24 protein-coding genes and 1 tRNA gene are annotated in these 25,550 nt (G+C 66.7%); 10 read left to right on the top strand and 15 right to left on the bottom strand.

Going from position 1 to position 25,550, the window contains the following annotated elements; all coding sequences use genetic code 11:
- The first annotated feature begins 94 nt into the window (after nucleotides 1-94).
- The 3 genes from AC1DYU_RS07060 to AC1DYU_RS07050 all read left to right on the top strand — a co-directional run bounded on the left by AC1DYU_RS07060 (nucleotide 95) and on the right by AC1DYU_RS07050 (nucleotide 2,397).
- Nucleotides 95-388, top strand: a complete 294-nt coding sequence (locus tag AC1DYU_RS07060; protein WP_158484092.1) for a hypothetical protein — start codon at nucleotides 95-97, stop codon at nucleotides 386-388.
- Between the two features lie 114 nt (nucleotides 389-502).
- The gene (locus AC1DYU_RS07055; protein WP_476791009.1) at nucleotides 503-1,981 is read left to right on the top strand and encodes an MFS transporter; all 1,479 of its coding nucleotides are present in this window, start codon (nucleotides 503-505) and stop codon (nucleotides 1,979-1,981) included.
- A gap of 122 nt (nucleotides 1,982-2,103) precedes the next feature.
- Nucleotides 2,104-2,397 carry a hypothetical protein gene (locus tag AC1DYU_RS07050; protein ID WP_158484093.1) on the top strand — a complete coding sequence of 98 codons (294 nt, stop codon included), beginning with the start codon at nucleotides 2,104-2,106 and terminating at the stop codon, nucleotides 2,395-2,397.
- A 15-nt stretch (nucleotides 2,398-2,412) separates the two neighbouring features.
- On the opposite strand, the gene flbD is transcribed toward AC1DYU_RS07050, so the two are convergent.
- The 8 genes from flbD to AC1DYU_RS07010 form a co-directional block, all read right to left on the bottom strand.
- On the bottom strand, nucleotides 2,413-3,777 hold the full coding sequence (gene flbD, locus AC1DYU_RS07045; RefSeq protein ID WP_158484094.1) for a sigma-54-dependent transcriptional regulator FlbD: 1,365 nt from the start codon (nucleotides 3,775-3,777) through the stop codon (nucleotides 2,413-2,415).
- 44 nt (nucleotides 3,778-3,821) lie between these two features.
- A complete protein-coding gene (gene fliN / locus AC1DYU_RS07040) occupies nucleotides 3,822-4,172 on the bottom strand; it encodes a flagellar motor switch protein FliN (protein WP_158484095.1) in 351 nt (116 codons plus the stop codon).
- Nucleotides 4,169-4,774 (bottom strand): FliH/SctL family protein, encoded by a 606-nt coding sequence (locus AC1DYU_RS07035; protein WP_158484096.1) that lies wholly within the window; start codon nucleotides 4,772-4,774, stop codon nucleotides 4,169-4,171. Before AC1DYU_RS07035 ends, fliN begins: the two co-directional genes overlap by 4 nt.
- A 1-nt stretch (nucleotide 4,775) precedes the next feature.
- Entirely contained in the window at nucleotides 4,776-5,765 is a 990-nt protein-coding gene (gene fliG / locus AC1DYU_RS07030) for a flagellar motor switch protein FliG (protein ID WP_476791311.1), read from the bottom strand.
- Between the two features lie 104 nt (nucleotides 5,766-5,869).
- Nucleotides 5,870-7,543, bottom strand: coding sequence for a flagellar basal-body MS-ring/collar protein FliF (gene fliF, locus AC1DYU_RS07025; RefSeq protein WP_158484098.1), 1,674 nt, complete (start codon nucleotides 7,541-7,543; stop codon nucleotides 5,870-5,872).
- Between the two features lie 646 nt (nucleotides 7,544-8,189).
- Nucleotides 8,190-8,465, bottom strand: a complete 276-nt coding sequence (sciP, locus tag AC1DYU_RS07020) for a CtrA inhibitor SciP (protein WP_038359348.1) — start codon at nucleotides 8,463-8,465, stop codon at nucleotides 8,190-8,192.
- Nucleotides 8,466-8,571: 106 nt separating this feature from the next.
- Nucleotides 8,572-9,237 (bottom strand): flagellar hook assembly protein FlgD, encoded by a 666-nt coding sequence (locus AC1DYU_RS07015; protein ID WP_476791008.1) that lies wholly within the window; start codon nucleotides 9,235-9,237, stop codon nucleotides 8,572-8,574.
- Between the two features lie 16 nt (nucleotides 9,238-9,253).
- A complete protein-coding gene (locus tag AC1DYU_RS07010) occupies nucleotides 9,254-10,651 on the bottom strand; it encodes a flagellar hook-length control protein FliK (RefSeq protein ID WP_476791007.1) in 1,398 nt (465 codons plus the stop codon).
- Between the two features lie 400 nt (nucleotides 10,652-11,051).
- On the opposite strand from AC1DYU_RS07010, the gene mnmA reads away from it, so the two are divergent.
- From mnmA to AC1DYU_RS06995, 3 genes are all read left to right on the top strand, one after another.
- Nucleotides 11,052-12,236 (top strand): tRNA 2-thiouridine(34) synthase MnmA, encoded by a 1,185-nt coding sequence (gene mnmA / locus AC1DYU_RS07005; RefSeq protein WP_476791006.1) that lies wholly within the window; start codon nucleotides 11,052-11,054, stop codon nucleotides 12,234-12,236.
- A 48-nt stretch (nucleotides 12,237-12,284) separates the two neighbouring features.
- Nucleotides 12,285-12,956, top strand: coding sequence for a class I SAM-dependent methyltransferase (locus tag AC1DYU_RS07000; protein WP_476791005.1), 672 nt, complete (start codon nucleotides 12,285-12,287; stop codon nucleotides 12,954-12,956).
- Nucleotides 12,957-13,028: 72 nt separating this feature from the next.
- Nucleotides 13,029-13,105: transfer RNA gene (locus tag AC1DYU_RS06995), tRNA-Met, on the top strand.
- Between the two features lie 148 nt (nucleotides 13,106-13,253).
- Here AC1DYU_RS06995 and AC1DYU_RS06990 read toward each other — a convergent pair.
- The 5 genes from AC1DYU_RS06990 to AC1DYU_RS06970 all read right to left on the bottom strand — a co-directional run bounded on the left by AC1DYU_RS06990 (nucleotide 13,254) and on the right by AC1DYU_RS06970 (nucleotide 18,730).
- A complete protein-coding gene (locus AC1DYU_RS06990) occupies nucleotides 13,254-14,738 on the bottom strand; it encodes a tripartite tricarboxylate transporter permease (RefSeq protein WP_158484103.1) in 1,485 nt (494 codons plus the stop codon).
- Nucleotides 14,735-15,223 carry a tripartite tricarboxylate transporter TctB family protein gene (locus AC1DYU_RS06985; RefSeq protein ID WP_476791004.1) on the bottom strand — a complete coding sequence of 163 codons (489 nt, stop codon included), beginning with the start codon at nucleotides 15,221-15,223 and terminating at the stop codon, nucleotides 14,735-14,737. The genes AC1DYU_RS06990 and AC1DYU_RS06985 overlap by 4 nt, the downstream gene beginning before the upstream one ends.
- Nucleotides 15,214-16,176: a tripartite tricarboxylate transporter substrate binding protein gene (locus AC1DYU_RS06980; protein WP_158484105.1), complete on the bottom strand. Its 963-nt coding sequence runs from the start codon at nucleotides 16,174-16,176 to the stop codon at nucleotides 15,214-15,216. Before AC1DYU_RS06980 ends, AC1DYU_RS06985 begins: the two co-directional genes overlap by 10 nt.
- A gap of 86 nt (nucleotides 16,177-16,262) precedes the next feature.
- Nucleotides 16,263-17,738: an NAD(P)-binding domain-containing protein gene (locus AC1DYU_RS06975; protein WP_476791003.1), complete on the bottom strand. Its 1,476-nt coding sequence runs from the start codon at nucleotides 17,736-17,738 to the stop codon at nucleotides 16,263-16,265.
- The gene (locus AC1DYU_RS06970; protein ID WP_476791002.1) at nucleotides 17,735-18,730 is read right to left on the bottom strand and encodes a LysR family transcriptional regulator; all 996 of its coding nucleotides are present in this window, start codon (nucleotides 18,728-18,730) and stop codon (nucleotides 17,735-17,737) included. The genes AC1DYU_RS06975 and AC1DYU_RS06970 overlap by 4 nt, the downstream gene beginning before the upstream one ends.
- A gap of 91 nt (nucleotides 18,731-18,821) precedes the next feature.
- On the opposite strand from AC1DYU_RS06970, the gene AC1DYU_RS06965 reads away from it, so the two are divergent.
- Both AC1DYU_RS06965 and AC1DYU_RS06960 read left to right on the top strand, forming a co-directional pair.
- Nucleotides 18,822-19,316: a CMD domain protein gene (locus AC1DYU_RS06965; RefSeq protein WP_476791001.1), complete on the top strand. Its 495-nt coding sequence runs from the start codon at nucleotides 18,822-18,824 to the stop codon at nucleotides 19,314-19,316.
- Nucleotides 19,313-19,888, top strand: coding sequence for a peroxidase-related enzyme (locus tag AC1DYU_RS06960; RefSeq protein ID WP_476791000.1), 576 nt, complete (start codon nucleotides 19,313-19,315; stop codon nucleotides 19,886-19,888). The genes AC1DYU_RS06965 and AC1DYU_RS06960 overlap by 4 nt, the downstream gene beginning before the upstream one ends.
- A 5-nt stretch (nucleotides 19,889-19,893) precedes the next feature.
- Here the strand turns inward: AC1DYU_RS06960 and AC1DYU_RS06955 are convergent, their stop codons facing one another.
- Nucleotides 19,894-20,961: an NAD/NADP octopine/nopaline dehydrogenase family protein gene (locus tag AC1DYU_RS06955; RefSeq protein WP_476790999.1), complete on the bottom strand. Its 1,068-nt coding sequence runs from the start codon at nucleotides 20,959-20,961 to the stop codon at nucleotides 19,894-19,896.
- A 22-nt stretch (nucleotides 20,962-20,983) separates the two neighbouring features.
- The gene (locus AC1DYU_RS06950) at nucleotides 20,984-21,670 is read right to left on the bottom strand and encodes a GntR family transcriptional regulator (protein ID WP_476790998.1); all 687 of its coding nucleotides are present in this window, start codon (nucleotides 21,668-21,670) and stop codon (nucleotides 20,984-20,986) included.
- Between the two features lie 197 nt (nucleotides 21,671-21,867).
- Between AC1DYU_RS06950 and AC1DYU_RS06945 the strand changes: the two genes are divergently transcribed.
- Both AC1DYU_RS06945 and AC1DYU_RS06940 read left to right on the top strand, forming a co-directional pair.
- Nucleotides 21,868-23,376, top strand: a complete 1,509-nt coding sequence (locus AC1DYU_RS06945) for an ABC transporter substrate-binding protein (RefSeq protein ID WP_476790997.1) — start codon at nucleotides 21,868-21,870, stop codon at nucleotides 23,374-23,376.
- A gap of 92 nt (nucleotides 23,377-23,468) precedes the next feature.
- On the top strand, nucleotides 23,469-25,550 hold the full coding sequence (locus AC1DYU_RS06940) for a hydantoinase/oxoprolinase family protein (RefSeq protein WP_476790996.1): 2,082 nt from the start codon (nucleotides 23,469-23,471) through the stop codon (nucleotides 25,548-25,550).

Genomic DNA, 25,550 nt, shown 5'->3' with positions numbered 1-25,550 from the left:
GCCGCATTCCACCGCGCAACTGCACCGGGGCGACAAAACCGGTTTGGCAGACCCCGGACTATTGGAGGATGACTTGGATAGACGTTCCTTTGTGATGAGCCTTTTCGGCGGCCTTGCTGCGGCAAGCCTCGGTGGCACCGCGATCGCCCAGGCGGCCTCGCCCAAGACGGTTCCCACTCCCGAGCTGCCGGAAGCGCAGCTCGACGCCGTCACCAAAGCGGCCCTCGACAAGACCGATGCCGAATTCAGCCAGGTCGTGATTCGGGAGCGCGTCGTGCGCCGGCCCTATCGCCGCCCGGTCGTCGTACGTCGCACCGTCGTCGTACGGCGCCCGCGCCCGTATTACCGCCGTCCGGTGGTCGTGCGTCGTCGCGTCATCGTTCGCTGATCTCCCAAGCGACATCCGAGGCGGCGCCTTTCATGGGCGCCGCCTTTTATCGTTCGAGGGGAACAGATCGCTTCGGGAAAGGTTAGCTCGCAGGAAAGAGGCTTGCGCGCGCCCATGGACCAACGGAATCTATCCTCGGTCGTGACCACGGACATTCCGGCACGACTCGACAGGCTGCCCTGGTCACGCTTCCACACGCTCGTCGTGGTCGCGCTGGGCATCACCTGGATTCTCGACGGGCTTGAGGTCACGCTCGCAGGCTCCGTCTCGGGCGCGCTGAAGGAAAGCCCGTCACTGCGCTTCACCAATACCGAGGTCGGCATGGCGGGCGCCGCCTATATCGCCGGGGCCGTCCTGGGCGCGCTGTTCTTCGGCTGGCTGACGGACCGGCTGGGCCGCAAGAAGCTCTTCACAATCACGGTTCTGGTCTATCTCGCGGCCACGGCCGCCACAGCCTTCTCCTGGAGCTTCTGGAGCTTCATCCTCTTCCGGTTCCTCACCGGCATGGGCATCGGCGGCGAATACGCCGCGATCAACTCGACGATCCAGGAGCTGGTCCCGGCCCGCGTGCGCGGCTGGGTCGATCTCGTCATCAACGGTTCATTCTGGATCGGTGCCGCGCTCGGCGCGGTCGGCTCGATCATCCTGCTCAATCCGGCCGTGATCGACCCCGAGCTCGGCTGGCGGCTCGCCTTCTTCATCGGCGCGGCCTTGGGCCTCATCGTCCTGGTCCTGCGGCAGTGGATTCCCGAGAGCCCGCGCTGGCTGATCAGCCATGGCCGCGCGGACGAAGCCGTGGCGATCGTAGCCGCCATCGAGGCCCGCGCCGGCGTGACCTGGAGCGCGAACGAAAACCTGCCCCTGACGCATCTGCGTCCGCGCGCGGTGACGCCGCTCGGAGAGGTCTTCCGTGCCCTCTTCGTGACGCATCGGCAGCGTGCGCTCGTCGGGCTCGCCCTGATGGTCTCGCAGGCCTTCTTCTACAACGCGATCTTCTTCACCTATGCGCTGATCCTGACCGATTTCTACCAGGTTCCGTCACAGGCGATCGGCTGGTTCATCCTGCCCTTCGCGGCCGGCAATTTCCTCGGCCCCCTTATCATCGGGCGCCTTTTCGACACGCTCGGCCGTCGCACTATGATCGCGGCGACCTATGCGCTGTCGGGCCTCCTGCTGACGGCGACCGGCTATCTCTTCTGGCGCGACGTTCTGACCGCGCAGCAGCTCACCCTGTGCTGGAGCGTCGTGTTCTTCTTCGCCTCGGCGGCGGCGAGCTCGGCCTATCTCACGGTCAGCGAGACCTTCCCCGTCGAGATGCGGGCGCTGGCGATCGCCGCCTTCTACGCGGTCGGGACGGGTGCGGGCGGCGTCGCCGGTCCCTGGCTCTTCGGCATCCTGATCGACACCGGATCGCGCGGCAGCGTCTTCCTCGGTTATCTGTTCGGCGCAGCCCTGATGCTGGCAGCCGCCGTGATCGCGGCGCTCTACGCGGTCAGGGCCGAGCGCAGGCCGCTCGAAAGCGTCGCCCGGCCGCTGAATGCAGTCGATGAGCGCGATGTGACGGCTGCACCGGCAGCGTCAGGCGGATCTTAGCCATACGTCTGAAAAAGATGCCGGACGGAACAAAGCATCATTTAAATGCATTACCCCTCGCCCGCATTTTCGCCGTATGAAGACAATGGAAGATGCGGAGATTAACAGCCTCGGAGGATGTCGTGGATAGACGCTCATTCATCATGACACTGATTGGCGGCATGGCTGCCGCCAGTATTGGCGGCGTAGCCGCCGTGGAAGCCGCGCAGCCCAAGGCCGTTCCAGTGCCGGATCCGGTCCCGGCCCGCGACGACGAGGCGGTGACCGCCGAGGTCAAGGACGCCCTCGACAAGACGGACGCCGAGTTCAGCCAGTATTACTACTATCGTCGGCCGCGCTACCGCTACTACGCCCGGCCGCGCTACTATTACCGCCCGCGCTACTACCGGCCGCGCTATTACCGCCGCCGTTGGTGAGCATCGGCTTCCGGGTCAGAGCGCGTTGACGCGCGCCTGACCCGGCTCGGCGACCACGATCCCGGCCGAGGTATATTCGCTCAGCTTGTTGCGCAGCGTGCGGATCGAGATCCCCAGGATCTTGGCCGCGTGCGTGCGGTTGCCCAGGCAATGGTCGAGCGTGTCGAGGATCAGTTCGCGCTCGACATCGGCCACGGTATGGCCGACCAGCGAACGCGTCACCGCTTCCGCCGTCTGGACCGCCCGCGCCGCCGTGTCCCGCGAGCCGGCAGGACCAAGGGTCTCTCCCTCCGGCGTCATGACCGCCTCGGCACCGATCTCAGCGCCCTTCGCCAGCAGGACGGCACGGTGAATCGTGTTTTCCAGCTCGCGGACATTGCCGCGCCAGGAATTGGCCAGCAGGACCTTGCGAGCGTCCGCCGCCACCGGCCGAAGCGGCATACCGTTGATCTCGGCATATTTGCGCGCGAAATGGTCGGCCAGGGCCAGGATGTCGCCCGGGCGCTCGCGCAGCGCCGGCAGCCGTAGATGCACGACGTTCAGCCGGTAGAACAGGTCTTCGCGGAACGAGCCCTCACGCACGGCATCGCCGAGATTGCGGTTCGACGTCGCGATGATGCGCAGATCGACCTTGACCGGTTGCGTTCCGCCGACGCGGTCGATCATGCGTTCCTGCAAGGCGCGCAGCAGCTTGGCCTGGAGACGGACATCCATCTCGGAGATTTCGTCGAGCAGCAGCGTGCCGCCATTGGCTTCCTCGAACTTGCCGATCCGGCGCGCGATGGCGCCGGTGAAGGCGCCCTTCTCATGGCCGAACAGCTCGGATTCGAGCAGGTTGTCGGGGATCGCGGCGCAGTTGACGGCGACGAAGGGCTTGTCCTTCCGCAGCGACTTCTGATGCAGGTGGCGCGCGATCACCTCCTTGCCGGTGCCGCTTTCGCCGGTGACCAGCACGGGCGCATCCGAGCGGGCGATCTGCGAGGCGAGCTGGACGACCCGCTCCATGGCGGGATCCTTCCAGATCAGGCTCGACTGGTCGGCGGCGACCGCCTCCAGCACGGCCGCGATCAGGTCCGGATCGGGCGGCAGCGGCACATATTCGCGCGCACCGGCCTGGATCGCGGCGACGGCAGCGCGTGCATCGGTCGAGGTGCCGCAGGCGACGATCGGCGTGCGGATGCGCTCCGCTTCGAGCGCGGCGACGAACTGCCCGACCGGCAGCGCCACCTCGACCATCAGCAGGTCGGCGCCCTTGGCACGTAGCACGGCGAGCGTCTGCTCCAGGCTCTCGGTATGGGTCACGTTGGCGCCATGGGCGATCGCGATCTTCGCGGCCGCAATGAGCTGTCCCTTGAGACCACCGGCAATGATGAGGCGCATGGCTCAGGCCTTTCTGCGTGAATGCGTGACGGGACGGCCGGAAATCACCGGTCGGCCTTGATGATTTCTGTCATGGTGACACCGAGCCGGTCCTCGACCACGACGACCTCGCCGCGCGCCACCAGACGCTCGTTGACGAAGATGTCGATCGCCTCGCCGACGCGCCGGTCGAGCTCGATCACGGCGCCGGGCACGATCTGGAGCAGATCGCCGATCGCGATCTTGGAGGAGCCGAGCACTGCCGAGACGTTGACCGGAACGTCGAAGACCTGCTCGAGATCCTCGGCCGTCTTGACCGGTATCGGTCCCGACCGCGCCACCGACGAGTCATTATGGTCGAAGGACAGGTCGGCCGGGTTCAGCGGCGGCAGGTTGAGGTCGTTGTCCGCGCTCATCGGTCGTCCTTACTGTATGGGGCGCGGAAGCCAGGGAAGGCGGTTGCGACCGCCTGCTCCACCAGCCGCGACAACCGTTCCGACTCGATGACGAAGCCACCATCGGCCCATTCGATGCGCCCGTCGCCAAGCGCGATGTCGGGCTCGCCCAGCACGACGAGGCGCCCGGCAAAACCGGTCTCCTGCGCCAGCCGCTTGACCAGGGCTTCCGCCGTGTCCACCGCGCCGTCATTGACCCGCATGACGAGATGCGGCGCCAGGCGCGCATGGGCGAGGCATTCGCGCAGTCCATGCTCCAGCGCCGCCAGCGGCCGTTCCGACAGCGCCACGCCGGCAAATGCCTTGGCCGCGACAAGGGCGACATAAGCGGCCTGCGCCTCGACCTCGGCCGCATGCGCGGCTTCCTGCCCGACCAGGCGTTCGGCGGCACGCGCCAGTTGCGCGACCAGGCCGTTGAGCTGGCTCTCGGCCTCGCGGCGGCCTTGCTCGCGGCCAGCAATCACGCCTTCAGCATGCGCGGCCGCGATATCGGCCTCGCCCGCAGCCCGTCGCCCGCCCTCGCGGAAATCGGTGCCGAACGTGAATTTCGTCGCGCTGCTCATCTCAGTAAACCAGCTCGTCTTCCGAATTGCCCTTGGACAGGACGATCTCGCCCTTGTCGGCCAGATCCTTTGTGAGGGTGACCAGCTTGGTCTGCGCCTCGTCGACTTCCTTGAGACGCAGCGGCCCGAGGCCCTGCATATCGTCCTGCATGTTCTTGACGGCACGCTGCGACATCGCACTGAAGAAGAAGTCCCGCATGCTCTCGCTGGCTCCCTTGAGCGCCCGCGCCAGCGTATCCTTGTCGACCTGACGCATCAGGGTCTGCAGCCCGGCCGGGTCGAGTTTGGCGAGATCCTCGAAGGTGAACATCAGGGCGCGGATTCGCGAGGCCGAATCCTGGTTCGAGGCGTCGAGCGCCGAGAGGAAGCGCATCTCGGTCTGCCGGTCGAAGCCGTTGAAGATCTCGGCCATCATCTCGTGCGGGTCGCGGCGGCGCGTCTGGGTCAGGGTCGCGACGAACTCGGTGCGCAGCGTGTTCTCGATGTGGTCGAGGGCTTCCTTCTGCACCGATTCCAGCCGCAGCATCCGGCCGACGACCTCGATCGAGAGGTCGTTGGGGAGATGGCGCAGGACATTGGCCGCATGCTCCGGCCGGATCTTGGACAGGATCACCGCAATCGTCTGCGGGTATTCGTTCTTCAGGAAGTTGGCGAGCACGATGGCGTCGATATTGCCGAGCTTCTGCCACATGTTGCGTCCGGCCGGACCACGGATCTCCTCCATGATCATGGCGACCTGATCGCCGGGCAGGATCTTCTCGAGCAGCGAGATGGTGCGGTCGAAGGAACCGGTCACGGCACCCGCACTCGACAGCTTGCCGACGAAGTCGAGCATCAGCCGCTCGACGTCATCGGCATCGACCGTGCCCAGCTCGGCCATGGCACGGGTGATGATGCGGATCTCTTCGTCGTCGAACTCGGACCAGATCGCCCGGCCGTGATCCTCGCCCAGCACGAGCAGGATCACCGCCGCCCGCTGGGGCCCGGTCATCTCGTCGATATCCGTGACGCCGCCACCACCGCCTTCGATGGCGTCGCGGCCGCCCGAATTGCGCGTTGCGATGGAGCGTGGTTCAGCCATGCTTCAGAGCCCCCTCATGCCAGGGCTTTCTCGTGGATCCAGGTGCGCAGCACTGCGACGCTGTCGGCCGGATTCTGCGAGACCATCTGGCCGATCTTCTCGACCGACTGGGCCTTGAGCTGGCCCTTGATCTGGGCGACCGCGAGCATGCGCTCGGACGGGGCGTCCACGTCGATGGGGAGTCCATCCGATACCTGCGCCAGCGCGCGCGGCGCTGCGGCCGGATCGCCGGTTCCGGCGTCGGTTGTTACCATCGTGCGCATGAAGCCGGGCAGTTGCCGCCCGCCGCCAGGGTCGGGCGCCAGGATCTGCTTGAGCAGTGGCCGCACCACGACCATCAGCACGATCAGCGTCAACAGCGAGATGACACCGAGTTCGGCGAAGCGGACCAGATCCTCCTTGGTGAAGGAGAGGAGCTGCTGCATCAGGCTCTGCTCGACAAGATCGGTCACCGCCGGAGGGGCCTCGGCGAAGCGCAGATTGACGACCTCGATCTTGTCGCCCCGGCCGTCGTCGAAACCGACTGCCGAGCGGACCAGCTGACCGATGCGCTCGAGGTCCTCGTTGCTGCGAGGCTGATAGCTGACATCGCCATTGGGGCTGCGGGTATAGGTGCCGTCGACCAGTACCGCGACCGAAAGCTTCTTGACCCGGCCGCCTTCCAGCACTTCTGTACGCGTCGTGCGCGAAATCTCGTAATTGACCACTTCCTCGTTCTTCGAGGAGGCGTCCTTCGGGGCGGTCGTTCCGCCGGTGCCCGTCTGCGCGCCCGGCAATTCGTTGCCGACCGTGACCGGGCCGCCATTCTCCGACGTCGTCGAGGCTTCGGTGCGGTTCTGGCTGGAGCGGACGACCCGGCTTTCGGGATCGAAGGTTTCCGAGCGGCTCTCGATCCGGTTGCTGTCGAGCGCAGCCGAAACCTGCACCCGCGCCCGGCCGTGACCGACGATGCTGGCGACGATGTCCTCGATCTGGAGCTTGAGGCGCTTCTCGATTCCAACCTGCCGCTCCTCGATGCCGAGGCCGGCAATGCCGTTGTCGGTCTGCGCGCCGTCGGCCAGCAGCCGCCCCCGCTCGTCGACGATCGAGACGCGCTCCGGCTTGAGGCCGTCCACGGCCGAGGCCACGAGATGGCGCACGGCCCGGACCTGGGCGGTATCGAGCTCGCCCGCCAGCTTGAGCGCGATCGAGGCGCGCGGCGGCTCGCGGTCACGCTCGAACAGGCGCTTCTCCGGGATGACGAGGTGGACCCGCGCCGCCTGGACGCGGCTGATCGAGCGGATCGTGCGCGACAACTCGCCTTCCAGCGCGCGCAGATGGTTGATGTTCTGGACGAAGCTCGTCGACGAGAAGGCGTCGCCCTTGTCGAAAATCTCGTAGCCGACGCCACCGCCGGCGGGAATGCCCTTGCTGGCGAGGTCAAGCCGCAGGCGCGGGACGTCGGCCTTGGCGACGAGCACCGTCTGCCCGTCGCTGCGCAACTCGTACTTCACGCCGCGCGTGTCGAGATCCTTCAGGATCGCGCTGACATCCTGCTGCGAAAGGTCGGAGAACAGCACGCTCATGGCCGGCTGGGACATCTTGAGCATGACGAAGCCGAAGAAGCCGACGAGGCCAAGCGTCACCGCGAGCATGGCCGCCAGGCGGGCCGCTCCGAATTTCGAGAACTGTTCGACGATGCCGCTCACGCCGCTATCCGTTCACAAAGCCATCGTGGCCGCGCCTGGAAGCGGGCTCACTAGGCAAGTTTTTCCCGGTGCGTGGTTAGCGCCCGGTTAATTTTTGCCGGGTCGACCCAAGATTGTCAGTCCAAACCACCTGCGGCGCGTACCGCGCGGCGGCATCGACAGCGCCCGCCATCGCGGCAATCTCGCATCTGCGAGCGAAAATTCGCAACGCAACAACGAAAACAGGTGGTTATCCGGCGCGAGAATTTGTCCATAATGAGGCACGGCGGAGTTGTATTGTGTGCGGCTATGTGGGGCGCAACCTGGGAGGACAGGATGCTGATCTGGACTGCAATATTCTGGCTTGGCTGCGCGGCAATCTTTCTCGATTTGGTGGAGCGCGCGCCGGCCCTGGACTGAAAGCTCGCAATCGGCGCCTGGCGGCCATGAGGTCTGCCCGGCCACCCCTGCTGCGAGGGCCTACGCCAAACACGGGACAACACGTGTCGAGACAGGTCCATCTGGACCGACTGAACAAGCCCGCTTCGGCGGGCTTTTTCCTGTCCGCATGCCGGGCGGCCTGGCAGCGGCACTACGGAGGGCCAAAACAACAAAGGCGCCGGTCCCAAGGGACCGGCGCCTTGAACACGAAGCGGAGCGCGCCCGGCTACTGGCGGTAATGCTGGATGCGGGTGGTGCGCAGGCCGGCCAGGCCGTGCTGATCGATCGACATCTGCCAGCTCAGGAACTCATCGACCGTCAGCGTATAGCGCTGGCAGGCTTCCTCGAGGCTGAGCAGGCCGCCGCGCACGGCTGCGACGACCTCGGCCTTGCGCCGGATCACCCAGCGGCGGGTATTCATTGGCGGGAGATCCGCGATCGTCAGCGGACTTCCGTCCGGTCCGATCACGTATTTCACCCGCGGTCGCAAAGGCTCGGTCATGGTACACTCACACAACTCAACAGAGCTACTTGTGCTGAGCATAGGCCTACGGCTTTAAGAATTGCCTAAGGCGAAGACGCTGGCTTTCGGCATCTTTGATTCGCGATCAGCTTTTACGGACAACGCTCTTGACCTGGTCGATCGGCACGCTGATGGCGCCGATCTTGAGCGTGGGAATCGAGCCTGTGAAGTCGACGCCATCGACGACGCCGCTGATCTTCGTCGTGGCCGTCATCACCGCGCCGGCCGTATCCTTCGCATCGATCGTGATCGAGTATTCGCCAGGAGGCGCCTTTTGCGCCGTCGAGGTCGTGCCGTCCCATTTATAGGTCTGGTCGCCCGCCACGAGAGACTTCGTCAGCGTCTGCACGACGCTTCCCTTGGAATCCTTGATCGTGATCGTCGCGGAACCGCCGCGGGGAACGTTGACCTGCCATTCGGCCTTGTCGTTTTCCAGGCGCGTGGTCGCACCATCGGCGGTGATGGTCGAGCCGATGAAGCCGACGGCGCTTGTCGCCGTGCCGGCCGAATTCAGGCTGAGCAGCGATGTCAGCGTCTCGTTGGTCTTGAGCTGCTGCTCGACGCCGGCGAACTGCACGAGCTGCGCCGTGAACTGGTTGGTGTCGAGCGGATCGAGCGGCGACTGATTCCTGAGCTGCGTCGTCAGCAGGGTCAGGAACTGGTCGAAATTGTTGGCGATCGAGGCGCCGCCGGTGACCGTGGTCGGGTTGTTCGTCGTTGCGTTGCTGTTGCTTGTGCTGGAGACGGCCATGGCGTTCCTCCTTCGGTCAGATGCTGAGATCCACGCCGCCGAGCCGCACGAAGCGGCTGGCAGGCGCGGGCTGTGTTGAAATGGCGGTGTCGTCGCCCGCCTCGGAACCATTGGCGAAGACGCGCCCGCGCTGCGGCGCCTCGTCCTGCTGCCGGTTCTGGCGGAAGCCAGACTGGTCGGATGGATCGCGAAGAGTGATGTCGACACCGGCATCGGACGGTTTCAGGCCCGCCTGCTCGAAGGCACGCTCGAGCGTGCGCGCATCCCGCTGCAGCAGATGCAGCGTCTCGACACGGTCGACGACCATGCGCGCCGTGACTTCGCCCTTATCGGAAATCGAGAGGTTGACGTCGACCCGGCCGAGTTCGCCGGGATCGAGTCGGATATCGAACTGGCGCGCCCCGGCAAGCGCCCTGAGACCGATCTCGATCGGCAGCACATGCAGCGGCGTCGGCGGGCCCTCAGTCGCGCCCTGAGGCTGTGTCGCGACCGCAGCCTGCTGGGCGCCGATCTGATCCGGCATCGTCAGGATGCGAAGCGGCTCAGGCTTTGCCCCGCCCTGCAGGCCGAGCGCCGACAGATCGATCGGGTTCAGGGCCTGCTGCAGAGCATCGATCGACTTGATGTCGGACGGGGGCGCGGTCTGCGCGGCCGGGCCCTGTGCCTGGGCCAGCGGCTGCGCGAGCTTGTCGCCCCCATCCGGCGCGGCCTCGGGCTTTGCCGCCTGATCCGCCCCGACGGGCAGCGGCAACGTCTTGGCAGGGCTGGACGACCCATTTTTGGACGCAGCGCCCGCCGTTGCCGCCGCGGATACGTCCGCACCTGACGCAAGCGCCGCTTTAGCCTCGCGCGCCGCCATCAGCGACAGCGCCGCAGCGGCTGTGCCAGCCCCCTTTTTGCCGGACAGCAAATCGCTCTCCTCGCCAGAGTCGGCCGCAGCCGCGGCAAGGTTGGTCGGAAGGGTCGGGACAGACACCGGTGGAGCAAGCAAAACGGCCGGCGGTACGGGTGTGACGGCGACTGCGATGCCCTCGGCTTTCGGCTCGCTGGCAGCGGCGCCGGCTTCGCCCTCGGTCGTTTCGCCCTTGGCCTCGCCGATCTCGCCGGTCTTTGCAGGCTGGTTCTCGGCCTGGGCCGCAATCGCGATGCTGACCAGCGCTGCGATATCCAGGTTCGGCGCTGGCGGTTGCGTTGCCGGTGCGGCATCGCTGGCCTTGCCGGCCGGCTTGCCCGTCTCGGTGGCCGGTGCCTTCGCGCCGGTCTCGGCGGCTGCCGGCTGGACGGCGGGCTTGACTGCGGAATTGGATGGTTTCTCGGACGCGGCGGTGGCCTCTTCGGACGCGCGGCGTGCATCCCCCGCGTCGCGGCGTGCCTCTGCAGCGTCGCGGCGCGCCTCGCCAACGTCGCTCGCCATCTCCCGCCGGCTTTCGCGGGCAGGTGGGGTAGCATCCTGCACGGGCTCCTCCCGCGGCAGGACAAAGCTCTCGCGCTCGCCCCCGGCGTCCCCGGGCGCAGGCCGGCGTTGCACCGCGGGCTCGGCGCCAAATGAGGAACTCGGTACTGGCTGAATCGACATCGGTTCATCCGCAACATGGGCACAGAGCGCCCCTGACCCTGTCCAGCAAATGCCAAGCCAGCGGCCCGCTCAAAGATTTCAATGCGTTAAGCAGCCTCCTCGGCGGAAACAGCGGCAAGAACGGCCGCCTTGCCCTGGCTGGGCGGCAGGTTTTGCCCATCGCCGCTGGCAGCGGCGCCCCAAAGCCGGTATAGAGCCGGCAATCGCCTGCCTTGCCGCTGGACATCTGCATCCTTCCATGACGACGCCCCGCAACTCCCTCGATATCGCCAAGCCGCCTGCGGCGACGCGCGTCGTCGCGGCGATGTCGGGCGGCGTCGATTCATCCGTTGTCGCAGCGCTGCTGCAGCGCGAGGGCTACGAGGTCATCGGCGTCACGCTCCAGCTCTACGACCATGGCGCGGCTGTCCACCGGGCCGGCTCCTGCTGCGCCGGCCAGGACATCCATGACGCCCGCCGCGTCGCCGAGCAGATCGGCATTCCCCATTATGTGCTCGACTATGAGAGCCGCTTCCGCGACGCCGTGATCGAACGCTTCGCCGAGAGCTATCTCGCCGGCGAGACGCCGATCCCTTGCGTCGAGTGCAACCGCACGGTGAAGTTCCACGATTTGCTCGGGCTCGCCCGCGAACTCGGCGCCGATGCGCTGGCGACCGGCCATTACGTCGTCGGCCGCGAACTCGACAACGGCCATCGCGGCCTGTTTCGTGCCGCCGACGCCAATCGCGACCAGAGCTATTTCCTCTATGCGACGACGCAGGAGCAGCTCGACCTGCTGCGCTTTCCGCTTGGCGGCATCGACAAGGCGCAGACCCGCGCGCTCGCGGCCGAGCTCGGCCTCGGCATCGCCGACAAGCCAGACAGCCAGGACATCTGCTTCGTCCCCAATGGCCGCTATGCCGATGTGATCGAGCGGCTGAAGCCCGGCGCCGCGCGGCCGGGGGACATCGTTCATCTCGACGGCCGCGTGCTCGGTCGGCATGACGGCGTGCTGCGTTACACCGTCGGCCAGCGCAAGGGGCTGGGCCTCAGCACACCCGAGCCGCTCTATGTGCTGCGCCTCGATGCCGATGCTGCCCGCGTCATCGTCGGCCCGCGCGATGCCCTCAACGTCCGCGAGATTCGGCTGCGCGATCTCAACTGGCTCGGCGAGATGTCGCTTGACGCGCTGCCGCCCGAGGGGCTCGACGTCGCCGTGCGCGTGCGCTCGACGCGCCCCCCGCGCGAGGCGAGGCTGACGCGCGACGAAGCCGGCCTGAGGGTCGAACTCGCCACCGACGAGGAGGGCGTCTCGCCCGGCCAGGCCTGCGTCATCTATGCCGATGCCGGACCCGGCGCCCGCGTGCTGGGCGGCGGCACCATCCTGCGGCCGGAATTGCCCCTGCCGACATCACGGCCGGGCCTCGCTCTCGCCCTCTCCTGAAGCCGGCGCCGCCTGCGCTTCCACATCCCAGATTCGACGAGCCGCTCCATGCCGGTGCCCGACCATCTCGAAGCCCAGAAGCGCGTCTACGCCGCCTGGGCGCGCATCTACGACAAGATCTACCAGCGGCTCCTGGCCACGCCCCAGCGCGAGGCAGTGGACGCGGCCTGCGCCTGCGGACGCGACATTCTTGAGATCGGCGTCGGTACGGGCCTGACGCTGGCTTATTTCAGGCCCGATTCGCGTGTGCTCGGCGCGGATCTCTCGTTCGACATGCTCAAGGTCGCCAACCGGAAGGTTGTCAGCCAGGGCCTGAAACATGTTCGCGGGCTGATGGTGATGGATGCCGGCCGGCTCGGCTTCGCGACTGAGAGCTTCGATGCGGTGACCGCGCAATTCGTCATCACCCTCGTGCCCAATGCCGAGCAGGCGCTGAGCGAAATGGACCGCGTGCTCAAGCCCGGCGGCGAGATCATCATTTCGAGCCGGCTCGTCGATGACGGGGCGCGGTTCGCGGCGTTGTGGACGGCGTTGGCTCCGCTGGCCCGTGCGATCGGCTGGAGCTCGGATTTCAAGGTCAGCCGCCTGACCGGCTGGGCGGCGAAGACGGGCCGCTACGAGACCGTCCATGTCGGCTCCGGCTATTTCAAGGTGGTGCGCCTGCGCAAGCTCGCCTCCGCCACGCCCTCTTCCACCACGCTATCCTCCGCAAAGGCTTGACGAGCCCATCCCCTGCCCCCTATATCGCGCCCTCACGACGGAACGCCGCCTTGCGACGCTTCCGGGCTGTGGGGCGGGGTAGCTCAGCCGGTTAGAGCAGCGGAATCATAATCCGCGTGTCGGGGGTTCGAGTCCCTCTCCCGCTACCAACATTTTCTTGAACCTCCGATAGCGTTCAAGTCCTTGATGAAAATCGATTATTCTTGAACGTTTCACGGTTGCGGACTGTGAGACATCTCACAGGGATGTCTCACACCGGATTCCTCTCGTTTTCGAGCCCGCAAGTTCCGTGACCCTTCAGGCGGACATCCGCAGTTTGCGCCACGCTGGCGTCAGCAGGATCGCCGCGCTGAGCAGCGCCAGCGTGATCGCGATCGGCGTCGAGACGAGCGCAGCCGTCCGTCCGCCGGAGATCGTCAGGGCGAGCCGCAACTGGCTCTCGATCATCGGGCCGAGCAGCAGGCCGAGCACGATCGGCGCGCTGGGATAATCGAGCCGCTCCAGCACATAGCCGATCACGCCGACGCCCAGCAGAACCCAGAGGTCGAACACCGCGTTGTTGACCGAATAGACGCCGATGGTGACGAAGAGCAGGATCACCGGGGCGAGCACGATGCGCGGCAGCCTCAGTACCTGCCCGAAGATCCGCGTCGCCGCCAGGCCGCCGAGAACCGCCAGCATGAGCGAGGTCACCAGGAACTGCAGCATGAAGCCGTAGACGATGTCGGGATGCTCGCGGAAAAGCTGCGGGCCTGGCCGCAGGCCATGCACGAGCAGGCCGCCGAGGATGACGGCGGCGACGCCGGAGCCGGGGATTCCCAGCGCCAAGGCCGGGATCAGCGACGCGGCGTTGTCGGCGCCGTTGCCGCATTCGGAGGCCGCGACGCCTTCGGGGTTGCCGTGGCCGAAGGTCTCGGGCTCGCGCGCCACTCGCTTCGCCTCGTTATAGGCGAGGAAGGACGACATGCTGCCGCCAGCGCCTGGCAGGATACCGATGATGATGCCGATCACCGAGGAGCGCAGCCAGACCGGCATGAAATAGCGCCACTGCCGCAGCACCGAGCCCTGCGCGTGCAGCTTGAGCTTGTCGCCGCTCATGCCGGTCTTCACGGCCTCCTCGACCATCTGCAGCACGGGCGGCACCGCGAACAGGCCAGTGAGCAGCACGATCGCGCTGAAGCCGTCGAGCAGTTCGAGCTGGCCGAAGGTGAAGCGTTCGGTGCCGTTGGAGATGTCCTGGCCGACGGCGCCGATCAAAAGCCCGATGCCGCAAGCGATCAGCCCCTTGGGAAGATCGTCGCCGAGCAGCGAGGAGACGGTCGCAAGCCCGAGGATGCCGAGCCAGAAATATTCGATCGGCCCGAACAGCAGGCTGAACGAGACCAGCGGCGGAGAGAGCACGATCAGCGCGATCGAGGACAAGACACTGCCGATCACGCCCGACAGCAGCGCGACCTGCAGCGCATAGGCCGCCTGGCCCTTCTGGGTCATTTTGTAGCCGTCGAGCACGGTGGCAACTGAGGCTGGCGTGCCCGGCACGCGCATCAGGATCGCGGGGATTGCGCCGCCATAGGAGCCGCCATTGTACATGCCGGCCATCATGCCCAGCGCGAAGAGCGGATCGAGCCCGAAGGTCAGCGGGATCAGGACGGCGAGCCCGGTGACAACGGTCAGCCCTGGCAGGCAACCGACGACGAGCCCGGCGATCACACCAATGATCATCGCCAGGATGTTCATCGGCGCGAAGACAAGCGGCACGGCATGCAGCAGCGCATCGATCATCGGAACAGCCTCCCGAGCGGCGAGAGGATGTCGGGCGGGATCGGCCGCTCGAGCGCGAGCACGAAGATCAGCAGGATCGCCACGACCGAAACGACGGCAACGACGAAGGACAGGCCCCAGCGCCGGAAGCCGACGCTGGCGGGCAGCAGAACCCCGAGCGCAACGCTCGGCAGGATGAAGCCGATCTGGCTGACCGCGAGAATATAGAGCACGAGCGCGGCCAGTCCGATCACCAGCCGCGGCCCATGCTCGGCGAAGCTGCCCGCCATCGCATGGCCCCGCCGGCGGCGAAGGACCTCGCGCAGCAGGATCCAGCAACCGAGCCCCGCGAGCGCCACCCCGATGACGAGAGGGTAGGTCGCGCTCTCGCCGGGATAGGCCGAGGCCGTGACGATGACGACGATGGCCCCTGCGATCAGGACGGCGGCGAAGCCGATCTCGGCGAGGCTGCGGGAGCCGGGCTCGGAGGCGCTGCTCACTTCCACGGCGTCGCCTTCCAGGTCGCTTCGAGATCGCGCGTGGCCCCGTCGAGGAAGGCCTTGTATTCGGACGCGCCGAGATATTGCAGCGGGATCTCGGCACGCTTCGCCGCGTCGAGATATTCCGGATCCTTGAGGGCCTGATCAACCGCCTTTTCGAGCTTCGCGATGATGTCGGCCGGGATGCCCTTCGGCGCGGCGATGCCGCGCGTGGCGCCGGCCACGACATCGTAGCCACCCTCCCGGAAGGTCGGCGCATCCGGCAGATAGGCCGAGCGGTCGGCGCTCATCACGCCGATCACCCTGATCTGGCCCTCGCGTGCGATCTGCAAAGCCTCGCTCAGATTCATCGTCGCGGCAGGGACATGGCCACCCAGAACCGCCTGCCGGACCGGGGCCGTACCGCCGAAGAAGGCCGGCGTGAATTTGGCATCGGCGAGGCGCTGGAAGTTCAGCAGCGCGATATGCTCGGAGGAACCACTCACGCCAGAGGTGCCGATGACGACGGCGCCGGCCCCCTTCTTCGCCGCTTCGACGATGTCCTTGAGCGCCGTATAGGGGCTGTTCTTGGGCACGACGAGTACGCCGGGATCGTAGACGAGATTGGCGACCGGCTGGAAGTCGCTCATCTTGAACTTGGCCTTACCCTCGATCACCAGGGCATTAATGGCGGGCGCATTGATGAAGCCGATCGTGTAGCCGTCCGGCTTGGCCTGGGCGACTGCCGTCCAGCCGATCTCTCCACCCGCTCCGGGCTTGTTGATGACGCCGATACGGGCATTGCCGCCGAGATATTTCTCCATGTAGCGGGCGATCGAACGCGCCGCGACATCGGTGCCGCCGCCGGGCGCGAAGGCGACGATCATCTCGATCGGCTTTTCCGGATAGGCCTGCGCAAGAGCCGGCGCCTGGCCGGCAAGGAGCGCAACGAGACCGGCTACTAGCGTCAGCAACTTCATGATCGGCTCCTTGGATGGGGCAACGGGTGTGATGGGTCGGTCGTGATGGCAGGTTCAGGCAAAGCGATGGATCGGGATCGGCGGCATCAGGCAGGTGCGTGGTCGTGCGGTTCGGTCACGGATGCGTCGGCATCCGCCCACTCGTCGCCGAGAAGTTCCGGCGTGGCGAAGGCGACGAGCGCCTCGTAATGCGTCTTGCGATCGGCGACGAAAAGGGCCCGCGCGATGCCGCGCGCCAGCCGCTGCGCCCCCTCGCTGACCGCCGGAATATCCCCGGAGAGTTTCCCATGCGAGAGCATGGCCGGATAGTTGAAGCAGTGGATCTGCGAAAGCGCCGGGCAGGTGCCGGGCTCACGCTCCTGGAATTCGAAGGCCGGGCCGAGATCGGGCGCGTTCTCCAGTTCGGCATTGTCGGTGCCGACAGGCGGCCCGTAGCGGTCTTTCCAGAAGCGGATGAAGGGCGCGACGGCGGCCAGTTCCCCGCGCAGGCCGAGATCGACCGAGAAACCCGTCGCCATGATCAGGAAATCGAGCGGATAGGCGCCCTTGGCCGTGGTCAGGACGAGATGCCCATCGCGCTCGGTCAAGCTTTCGATCGGGCTACCGAGATGGAAGCGGGCTTGCGGGTGGCGCGAGACGCGCAGCGTCGAGTCGCGCGGCGGTGGCGTCTGCGCCTTCATCGCATAGTCGAGGAAGCGCCATTTCCAGTCGTCGGGCAGGCCGGCAAAGCCGTGCACCACGCCCTGGCTGCCGATGCCGGTGAATTTGTTGATCCGCGGCAGATCCTTGCGACGCACGAACAGGTCGAGGCTGCCGACGCCCTGCTCCAATGCTTCGGCCGCATTGTCCATGGCCGAGGCACCGGCGCCGACGACGCCGATGCGCTTGCCCTTCAGGGCGGCGAAGTCGATCGCATCGGCGCTGTGGGCCCAGAGATTGCGGTCGATGCCGGCGACGATCGGCGGGACCCATGAGCCGCCCAGCCCGTCGCGGCCGGTCGCCAGCACCAGATGGCGGGTCAGGATCACGCGCTCGCTGCCGGCCTCGCTCAGGCGCAGCGTCAGCAGATCGCCGGGGCGGGGCGTGACGGAGACGAGTTCGACCTCGTTGCGCACCGGCAGGTCGAGCACCCGACGATACCAGACCAGATACTCCATCCATTGCCGGCGCGGGATCTTGCCGAGCGCCTCCCAGGCCTCGCTCCCGAACTGCGCCTCATACCAGGCCCGGAAGGTCAGCGCCGGCAGACCAAGCGCCGGCCCGGTGAGCTGCTTGGGCGAGCGCAATGTCTCCATACGCGCGAAGGTCACCCAGGGGCCCTCGCGGCCGGCCGGAGCCTTGTCGAGCACCAGCAGGCTCGCGATGCCCAGCCCCTTGAGCGCGCCCGCAGCGGCCAGGCCGCACATCCCCGCACCGACCACGACGACATCGGTCACAGGCTGTCCGCCGACCTCGCGCGGCGGCACCCAGCTCTTGGCGGGCCATTCGAGCCAGGACAGGTCCTGCTGCAGCCGGAGTTCGAGCTGGTGCAGTCCGGGCGGCGGCTGCGGGACGGCGTTCATGGCGTCATATCTCGTATGGAAGGCGCAGCGGCCTGACCGAAGGCATCCGCCATCAGCCGGTCGCGGGCCGTCGCAGGGTGTTTGACGAAACCGGGAATGGTTTCGCGCGAGATCTCGTCGAGCCGGTCGATCAGGCCCGCGATGAGCGCCGTCGAGGGGCGTCCATAGGGCGTCACGACGGCCCAGAAGAAGGAGATCGGCACGTCGATCGGCCGGATCGCGACACCATCCACCGGCATGCCATAGGCGATGACCGGCTCGACGATGGCGATGCCGAGGCCGGCGCGTGCCGACATGATCGCGGTGTTCGAGGTGTTGGTGTCGAGCACCGAGGCCGGGACGACGCCCCGCTCACGCAGTGCAAGATCGACGCGCCGGCGCCAGCGGAACGGGTTGGCCATGGTGATCAGGCGCCGCCCCGCCAGCGCCGAGAGCGGAATGCGCTCGGCACTGGCCAGGGGATCGTCAGCCGCGACGGCGGCCACGCAGGGCGCCTCCCCGATCCAGTGGATCTCCAGGGCCGGATGGTCGACGGGCAGGCTGGTGATGCCGATCTCGGAGACCTGCGTCGCCACCGCCTGCACGACCTGCTCGGCCAGTGCCGTACGGATATGGATCTGTTCCGGCAGGCCGGATTCTCCCAGACGCTGCAACGCCGTGGGCAGCATGCCGACCGAGAAGGAAGCGATCGAGGCGACCGAAAGCGAGCGCGGCCGGTCGAGCGCGATCGCATCGGCCCGCTCGCGCAGTTGCCGGAGCCAGGCCATCACCGGCTCGACCTCCTGATGGAAGCGTAAGCCCTGCTCGGTCGGGGTAACCCGCGGGCCGGCGCGGTGGAGCAGGCCGAAGCCGAGGGAGGTTTCGAGATCCTGGATCAGGCGGGTGAGCGCTGGCTGCGAACGGCCGAGCAAGCGTGCCGCCCCGGTGATGCTACCGGCGGACATGACTGCGGCGAAGGCCTCGAGCTGCTTCAGGTCCATCCATTCCACCATTCACATTTCGAATGATATGGACATCATGATGCAGGTCAAGCATCATTCTTGCATGCCTGTTTGGTCCCCCATCCTGCCCGGGAAGGACGAGATGACACTGATTGAAAACCTGGCCGACGTGCAGGCCGGCACCCCGCTGGCCGAAACGCTCGCGCAACGGGCCGAGATCATGGGGCTGAGCCAGGCCAGCCACGACGCCGTGCTGTTGCCCCGCGACCCCGGCGGGCTCAGCCATGCCGAACGCGCGGCCCTAGCGGCCCGGATGTCCGGCTGGAACGCCGATCGGGCGCTGGTTGCGCATTATCGCAAGCTGCTGGTGCAAGCCGGCAAGACCCCCGCCCTGGTGGCCGTTGCGGCGGGTGAAACGGGCGCTGACCCGGCGGTCGCCCCGCGCTTCGCTGCCATCATCCGCCATGCCGATCTGCTGACGCGGCGGACCCGCGATGCAAGCAAGGAGGACATCGCCACACTCATCGCCGCGGGCGTCACCGAGCCGGACATCGTGCGCCTCGCGGAACTCGCGGCCTTCGTCAATTATCAGGCCCGCGTGATCGCCGGCCTGCGCCTTCTGGGAGCGACCGCATGAGCAAGGTGGTCCATGCGTTCACGGCGACCGTCCCGCGCTGGTCGCCCTATGTCACGCCGGTCGAGCTCGACAAGGCCACGCCAGAGCAGCGCGACGCGATGCAGATCACACCGTCGAGCAAGGGCATCTCGCCCTATGTGCTGACGCTGGCGCATGATCCGGAATCGCTGAAGGTGCGCTCGCCGCTGTTCAACACGATCATGTACGGCAAGGGCGGCCTGTCCTCGGCCGAGCGCGAGCTCGGCGCGGTCGCGGCCTCGATCGTCAATTCCTGCGTCTATTGCGTAGCGGTGCATGCGGCGCGCTTCAACCAGCTCACCAGGCGCCCCGAGGTGATGGAGACGATCTTCGCCGGCGGCGTTGAGGCGGAACTGGAAGACCACCATCAGGCGATCTTCGATTTCGCCGTGAAGCTCTCCCAGTCGCCGCCGGCAGCCGGGCCGGCCGAGATCGCGGCGCTGCGCGATATCGGCCTGTCGGAGATCGAGATCCTCGACCTGATCCTGTCGGCCTCGATCTTTGGCTGGGCCAACCGGCTGATGCACACGCTGGGCGAGCCGGTCACCGACTGAGCGCTTCAGTCGCCGCGCAATTGGCGGTGTAACTCTCCGCGGTCGAGCGCCGCGAGGTTCAGGGCCGGGAGCAGGTCGTTCTCGGCCCGGAAGTCGCGGGCGCAGATCGCATCGAACAGGGCGATGCCGGCCTGATGCAGCGGCAGGACGACGCCGGCGATCCCGCCCAGCACCTCCAGCGGCGCGAGCCCGAAGGGCACGTCCTCGGTGATGAAGCGGGTATCCAACGTCTTGGGACCGAGCAATTCCGGCCGGTTCTTGTAGACGGCCGCCGCCATCTCGCCGACCGGGCCGGGCGTCACGCCGAATGAATGGACATAATGGTCCTGCACGCTACGCACGGAGAGGCCGAAGGCCCGTGCCAGCGCCAGCCGCTCGACATCCATCGCATCGACGATGCGGCCGACGCCCCGGGTGATCGAACCGTAGTTCGGCCAGTCCTCGCCGCGTTCGGCCCGTGTCAGATTGCCGAGCATGTTGGCGACATGCGCCGGCGGGTTGAGATTGCTGAGCATGATCGCCAGCACGTCGTCGCGCACCTCGAAACGGTCCCCGAACAGCGCCCGGCAGACCGCGAGCCCGGCCTGCGCATGGCGCACCGGCAGCGTCGCGACATCGAGCTTGGCCCGGACGCCAGAGATGTGGACGCTGCGCGGGCCGCTCTTGCGTGCCGTCAACGCCGTCGTCGCCCAGCAGGCGATCGGCAGATCGAGGCCGCGCTGCGTCAGCAGGCGATGCAGGTAGAGCGCCGCGAAGGAGCAATGGGCGCTGATGATGACGCTCTGCCCAGCGACCAGATGCGGCGCCAACGCATCGAACACGGTTTTGAAGCCGTTGGCCTGCACCGCGACGATGACGGCCTCCGCCCCCGCCACGGCCTCGGCACAGTCGACCGCGACGCCAAGCGGAAGCGATGTTTCGAGCTTGCCGGTGACAGCTAGCGCCGCACCACCGGCGAAATCGGCGAGAGCCGCGCCGCTCGGCGACCAGATGACGGGCTCGTGACCCTGCGTGCTCAGGTAGGCGGCATAGCCGCGCCCGATCCCGCCGGAGCCGATGATGGCGACGCGCATGGAGGTTCCTTCTTGGCGAGGGTCAGACGATGTCGAGGCCGCCCAGCACATGCTGGTGGACGATGAGTTCGAGGCCAGGCTTGTCCCGCCGGCGCAGGCGCTCGACGATATCGTAATGGTCCTGGACCGTGCGGGCGAGCAGGGTAGCGGTGTTCTTCTCGCGGGTGAGCGTCACCGGCACGCGGCTGCGCAAGTCGAAGACCATCGAAACCAGATCACGGTTCGGGCAGAATTCGAGCATGGCCGCGTGGAAGACGTAGTTCGCCTCCTCCTGCGCGACCACGGTGCCGGCTGCGACAGCCTCGGCAAAGCCATCCGCATGCTGATCCAGCCGGGCCAACCCCGCCTCGTCGATATACTTCAGCACCTCCACGGCCGCCGCGACTTCGAGGATTGCACGGATGGTCACGACATTGCGGAAGCGCTGCATGTCGAAGGTCTCGACGCGATAGCCGCGATTGGCCTCCAGCTTGACGAAGCCCTTTTCCTCCAGCCGGTCGAGAGCCTGGCGGATATCGAGGCGCGAGGCGCCGTATTGTGCCTCCAGATCGACCTGCTTCAGCCAGGAGCCGGCGCTCAGCCGGCCGGTACTGATGTCCTTCTCGATCAGTTTCGCGAGCTGGCGCGCCCGCACCGCACTGCCGCCGGCAGTCGGTTTGTCCTGGCTTTCGGCGCCCGTTGCGCCCGTCTGCTGCGTTACCAGAGCCATTTGTCCTGCATTCCCGAGGCGATTCAGGCCGCTTTTATCCGTCACCCTTCTGCTTCGAATGGCCCTCGCCTGGCAACCGCGCGACTGTTGGTAGCGCCTGCCGAAAGATTGAGCCGCCCTGCGAACAAAACGGTGATTGACAGATGCCAATACCGAACTCACGATTGGCGCCAATATCGAACACGAGGGGATCGTCAATGTCCAGCACTTCGCTTCTCCCATTCCGTGCAAGGCTCCTCGCACTGAGTCTGGGCGCCGCCGTGCTTGCCGGCCCGGCTGCGGCGCGGGACCTGACGATCGCGCTGTCCAGCAACGTCAACACGCTCGACCCGTTCAAATCGACGACGGTTGGCACCGATCTCAGCGTCGCCGCGCATATCTACACGCCGCTGGTCGATCGCGGCCCCGACATGAAGCTGCGGCCGGGGCTGGCGACGAAGTGGGAGGCCGTCGGCGACACCGCCTGGCGCTTCACCCTGCGCGAAGGCGTGACCTTCTCCAACGGCGAGACGCTCGATGCCGAGGCGGTGAAATGGAATGTCGAGCGCGTGCTCGACCCCAAGACCGCCGCTCGCAACAAGCCCTGGTTCGCATCAATCAGCGAAGTGAAAGTGGTCTCGCCCGGCGTGGTCGAGTTCATCACCAAGGGCGCCTATCCCGACCTGCCCGAGCAGATGTCGATGTTCCTGCTGATGCCGCCGAAATGGACGTCCGAGAACAACCCCGCGGTGACGGCGCTCGGCAGCGGGCCCTATGAGCTCGTGCGCTTCGCCAGCGGCGACCGCGTCGTGCTCAAGGCCCGCAAGGACTACTGGGGCGAGAAGCCCGCCTTCGACAACGTCACCTTCCGCATCATCCCCGAAGACTCCTCGCGCATCGCCGCCCTCGTCGCCGGAGATGTCGATCTGGTCACCGGCTTTCCGACCTCCGAGATCGCCCGCATCAAGGCGAGCGGCAAGGTCGATGCGTCATCGGTGCCGGGCACGCGCGGCATGTTCATCAAGCTCAACGCGCTGCGCGCGCCCTTCAAGGACACACCGAAGGTCTGGCGCGCGCTCAATCTCGCGATCGACCGCAAGGCGATCAATGACGGGCTGCTCGACGGCCTCGGCGAGATCAGCGCCTGCCAGCCGCTGTCGCCGGCCTATTTCGGCTTCAATTCCGAACTCAAGCCAATCGCTTACGATCCCGTCCAGGCGAAGAAGCTCCTGGCCGAGGCAGGCCTCACCAACGGCCTGACCATGGAGCTGGAGGTCCCGACCGGGCGCTACATCCAGGCCTCGGACATCGCCCAGGTCGTTGCCTCCCAGCTTGGCGAGGTCGGCGTCACCGTGAAGCTGCGCGAGATGGAATTCGGCGCCTTCATGAACAAGTACATCGTCGGGAAGAATCTGGGAGATTCCGCCTATTTCGGGCTGGGCTGGCCGACGCTCGACGCCGGTGGCCTGCTGAACTTCTGGGAAACCGAGAACCCCCAATCCTACTGGGGCAATGCTGGCTTCACCGATGCGGCAAAGGCGGCCCGCTCGACCAATGATCCGGCCAAGCGGATGGCGCTCTACAAGACGTTGACCAAGCAGCTCTGCGAGGACTCGCCCTCGATCTTCCTGTTCTTCACCCCGATCACCTACGGCCAGTCCAAGGGCATCGCCTGGCAAGCGCGCGGCGACGACTGGGTCCGCGCGATGGACGTCAAGACGCGCTGACAAGCCTCTGCCGACCATCCAGGCGGCGGCAGTCAGGCCCGCCGCCTGGATCGCCTTGCCTGTTTTCCGATCAACCGGATCGCAACCTCGTCATGACCGTTCACGACCAAACCGCCCTGAAGCTGCGTGTCGGCGTCGATTCCGGCGGCACCTTCACCGATGTCTGCATGTTCGACGAGACACGGGGTGAGATCCACGTCTGGAAGGTGTCGAGCACGCCGCAAGACCCCTCGCTCGGCATCGCCGGCGGCATCGAGCAGGGCGTGGCCGAGGTCGCCAAAGCGACCGGGCAGGCTGTCGAGGTGGTCTATTTCGGCCATGGCACGACGGTCGCGACCAATGCCCTGATCGTCGGGCGCGGTGCCGAGACGGGCCTGATCACCACCAGGGGCTTCCGCGACGTGCTCGAGCTGCGCCGGCAGAAACGCGACTCGCTTTACGACATCCAGACCCGGAAGCCGCGCATCCTCGTCACCCGCGACAAGCGGCTCGAGGTCAGCGAGCGCGTGCTCTTCGACGGCAGCATCCTGACGCCGCTGGACGAGGACGAGGTGCGCAGCGCCGCCCGCAAGCTCAAGGCGGACGGCATCACCACGGTGGCGGTCTGCTTCCTATTCTCCTTCGTCGAGCCGGCGCATGAGAAGCGCGTCAAGGAGATCCTGGCCGAGGAGATGCCCGGCGCCTTCGTCTCGATCTCGCATGAGGTCGCGCCGGAGTTCCGCGAATACGAGCGGCTCTCGACCACCGTCGTGAACGCCTATCTCGGCCCGATCATGAAGTCCTATCTCTCGAAGCTGCAGCCGCGGCTGGCCGAGATCGGCATCCACGCGCACCCGCACCTGACGCAGTCGAATGGCGGCGTGATCTCCTCGGAGGTGGCGCAGAACTTCCCGGCACGCACCGTGCTGTCGGGCCCGGCCGCCGGCGTCATCGCGGCGCTCTCGGTCGGCGGCCTCGCCGGCTTCGACAACGTCATCACCTTCGACATGGGCGGGACCTCGACCGATGTTTCGCTGATCGATCGCGGCCGTCCGCAGATGGCCAACGACGCCAACGTCCATGGTTACCCGCTGAAGCTGCCGATGCTCGACATCCACACGGTCGGCGCCGGCGGCGGCTCGATCGCCCACATCGACGCCGGCGGCCTGCTCAAGGTCGGCCCGCGCTCCGCGGCCGCCGATCCCGGCCCGGTCTGCTACGGCCGCGGCAACGAGGAGCCGACCGTCACCGACGCCAATGTGGTGCTGCAGGTCCTGAACCCGACGCATCTGCTTAACGGCCGCATGAAGATCGACCAGGCCGCCGCAAAGGCCGCGATCGGCAAGCTCGCCGACAAGCTCGGCCTCGGCGTGATGGAGACAGCGCAGGGCATCATCAGCGTCGTCATTGCCAACATGGCCAAGGCGATCCGGGTCATCTCGGTCGAGCGCGGTTATGACCCGCGCGACTACGTCATGCTCGGCTTCGGCGGTGCCGGGCCAATCCACGCCTCGCGGCTGGCCCGCGAACTCGACATCCCCCGCCTCGTCATCCCGAAATATCCGGGCATCATGTGCGCGCTCGGGCTGCTGCTGACCGATCTGCGGACCAATTTCTCGCTCACCCGCCTGCTGCCCCTGAGCGAAGCCGGTGCTGAGGGCATCGAAACCGGCTTTGCCGGGCTGGAAGAGCGCGGCCGCGACTGGTTCGCGCAGGAGGCGATCGCCGCCGATCGGCGTTCGCTGATCCGCTCGATCGACATGCGCTATGGCGGCCAGGGCTACGAGCTGACCGTGCCTTGCCCTGCCGGGCCGATCGATGCGGCCGCGATCGTCAAGCTGCGCGAAGCGTTCGAGCAGGCTCACAGGCAGGTCTATGGCTACATCGCAGCTGAGGAGCCGGTGCAGGTGACGACGCTCCGCATCGAGGCGGTCGGCCTGGTGCCGAAGGCCGATCTCAAGGCGTATCCGCCGGCGACCGATCCGGTCGAGGCAGCGATCAGCGAGCGCCGCGAGGTCTGGCTGCCGGAGTCCGGCGGCTTCACGCTCTGCCCGATCTATGACCGCCAGAAGCTTGGCCCCGGGCATCAGGTCGCAGGGCCAGCCATCATCGACCAGATGGATTCGACCACCCTCGTCCTGCCCGGGCAGACGGCAACGGTCGATGCCTATCTCAACCTGATCCTCGAGGGCTGA

Source organism: Allobosea sp. P2_B12, assembly GCF_056404835.1.
Note: the sequence above shows the minus strand (reverse complement) of the source record. Positions and strands in the feature narration are given on the sequence as shown.

What these genes read in the sequence shown, in the direction of transcription:
- AC1DYU_RS07060 (WP_158484092.1), top strand. Translation starts at nt 95, where the DNA reads ATGAGCCTTTTCGGCGGCCTTGCTGCGGCAAGCCTCGGTGGCACCGCG.
- AC1DYU_RS07055 (WP_476791009.1), top strand. Translation starts at nt 503, where the DNA reads ATGGACCAACGGAATCTATCCTCGGTCGTGACCACGGACATTCCGGCA.
- flbD (WP_158484094.1), bottom strand. Translation starts at nt 3,777, where the DNA reads ATGCGCCTCATCATTGCCGGTGGTCTCAAGGGACAGCTCATTGCGGCC.
- fliN (WP_158484095.1), bottom strand. Translation starts at nt 4,172, where the DNA reads ATGAGCGCGGACAACGACCTCAACCTGCCGCCGCTGAACCCGGCCGAC.
- AC1DYU_RS07035 (WP_158484096.1), bottom strand. Translation starts at nt 4,774, where the DNA reads ATGAGCAGCGCGACGAAATTCACGTTCGGCACCGATTTCCGCGAGGGC.
- fliG (WP_476791311.1), bottom strand. Translation starts at nt 5,765, where the DNA reads ATGACCGGGCCCCAGCGGGCGGCGGTGATCCTGCTCGTGCTGGGCGAG.
- sciP (WP_038359348.1), bottom strand. Translation starts at nt 8,465, where the DNA reads ATGACCGAGCCTTTGCGACCGCGGGTGAAATACGTGATCGGACCGGAC.
- AC1DYU_RS07015 (WP_476791008.1), bottom strand. Translation starts at nt 9,237, where the DNA reads ATGGCCGTCTCCAGCACAAGCAACAGCAACGCAACGACGAACAACCCG.
- AC1DYU_RS07010 (WP_476791007.1), bottom strand. Translation starts at nt 10,651, where the DNA reads ATGGCGAGCGACGTTGGCGAGGCGCGCCGCGACGCTGCAGAGGCACGC.
- mnmA (WP_476791006.1), top strand. Translation starts at nt 11,052, where the DNA reads ATGACGACGCCCCGCAACTCCCTCGATATCGCCAAGCCGCCTGCGGCG.
- AC1DYU_RS07000 (WP_476791005.1), top strand. Translation starts at nt 12,285, where the DNA reads ATGCCGGTGCCCGACCATCTCGAAGCCCAGAAGCGCGTCTACGCCGCC.
- AC1DYU_RS06990 (WP_158484103.1), bottom strand. Translation starts at nt 14,738, where the DNA reads ATGATCGATGCGCTGCTGCATGCCGTGCCGCTTGTCTTCGCGCCGATG.
- AC1DYU_RS06980 (WP_158484105.1), bottom strand. Translation starts at nt 16,176, where the DNA reads ATGAAGTTGCTGACGCTAGTAGCCGGTCTCGTTGCGCTCCTTGCCGGC.
- AC1DYU_RS06975 (WP_476791003.1), bottom strand. Translation starts at nt 17,738, where the DNA reads ATGAACGCCGTCCCGCAGCCGCCGCCCGGACTGCACCAGCTCGAACTC.
- AC1DYU_RS06970 (WP_476791002.1), bottom strand. Translation starts at nt 18,730, where the DNA reads ATGGTGGAATGGATGGACCTGAAGCAGCTCGAGGCCTTCGCCGCAGTC.
- AC1DYU_RS06965 (WP_476791001.1), top strand. Translation starts at nt 18,822, where the DNA reads ATGACACTGATTGAAAACCTGGCCGACGTGCAGGCCGGCACCCCGCTG.
- AC1DYU_RS06960 (WP_476791000.1), top strand. Translation starts at nt 19,313, where the DNA reads ATGAGCAAGGTGGTCCATGCGTTCACGGCGACCGTCCCGCGCTGGTCG.
- AC1DYU_RS06955 (WP_476790999.1), bottom strand. Translation starts at nt 20,961, where the DNA reads ATGCGCGTCGCCATCATCGGCTCCGGCGGGATCGGGCGCGGCTATGCC.
- AC1DYU_RS06950 (WP_476790998.1), bottom strand. Translation starts at nt 21,670, where the DNA reads ATGGCTCTGGTAACGCAGCAGACGGGCGCAACGGGCGCCGAAAGCCAG.
- AC1DYU_RS06945 (WP_476790997.1), top strand. Translation starts at nt 21,868, where the DNA reads ATGTCCAGCACTTCGCTTCTCCCATTCCGTGCAAGGCTCCTCGCACTG.
- AC1DYU_RS06940 (WP_476790996.1), top strand. Translation starts at nt 23,469, where the DNA reads ATGACCGTTCACGACCAAACCGCCCTGAAGCTGCGTGTCGGCGTCGAT.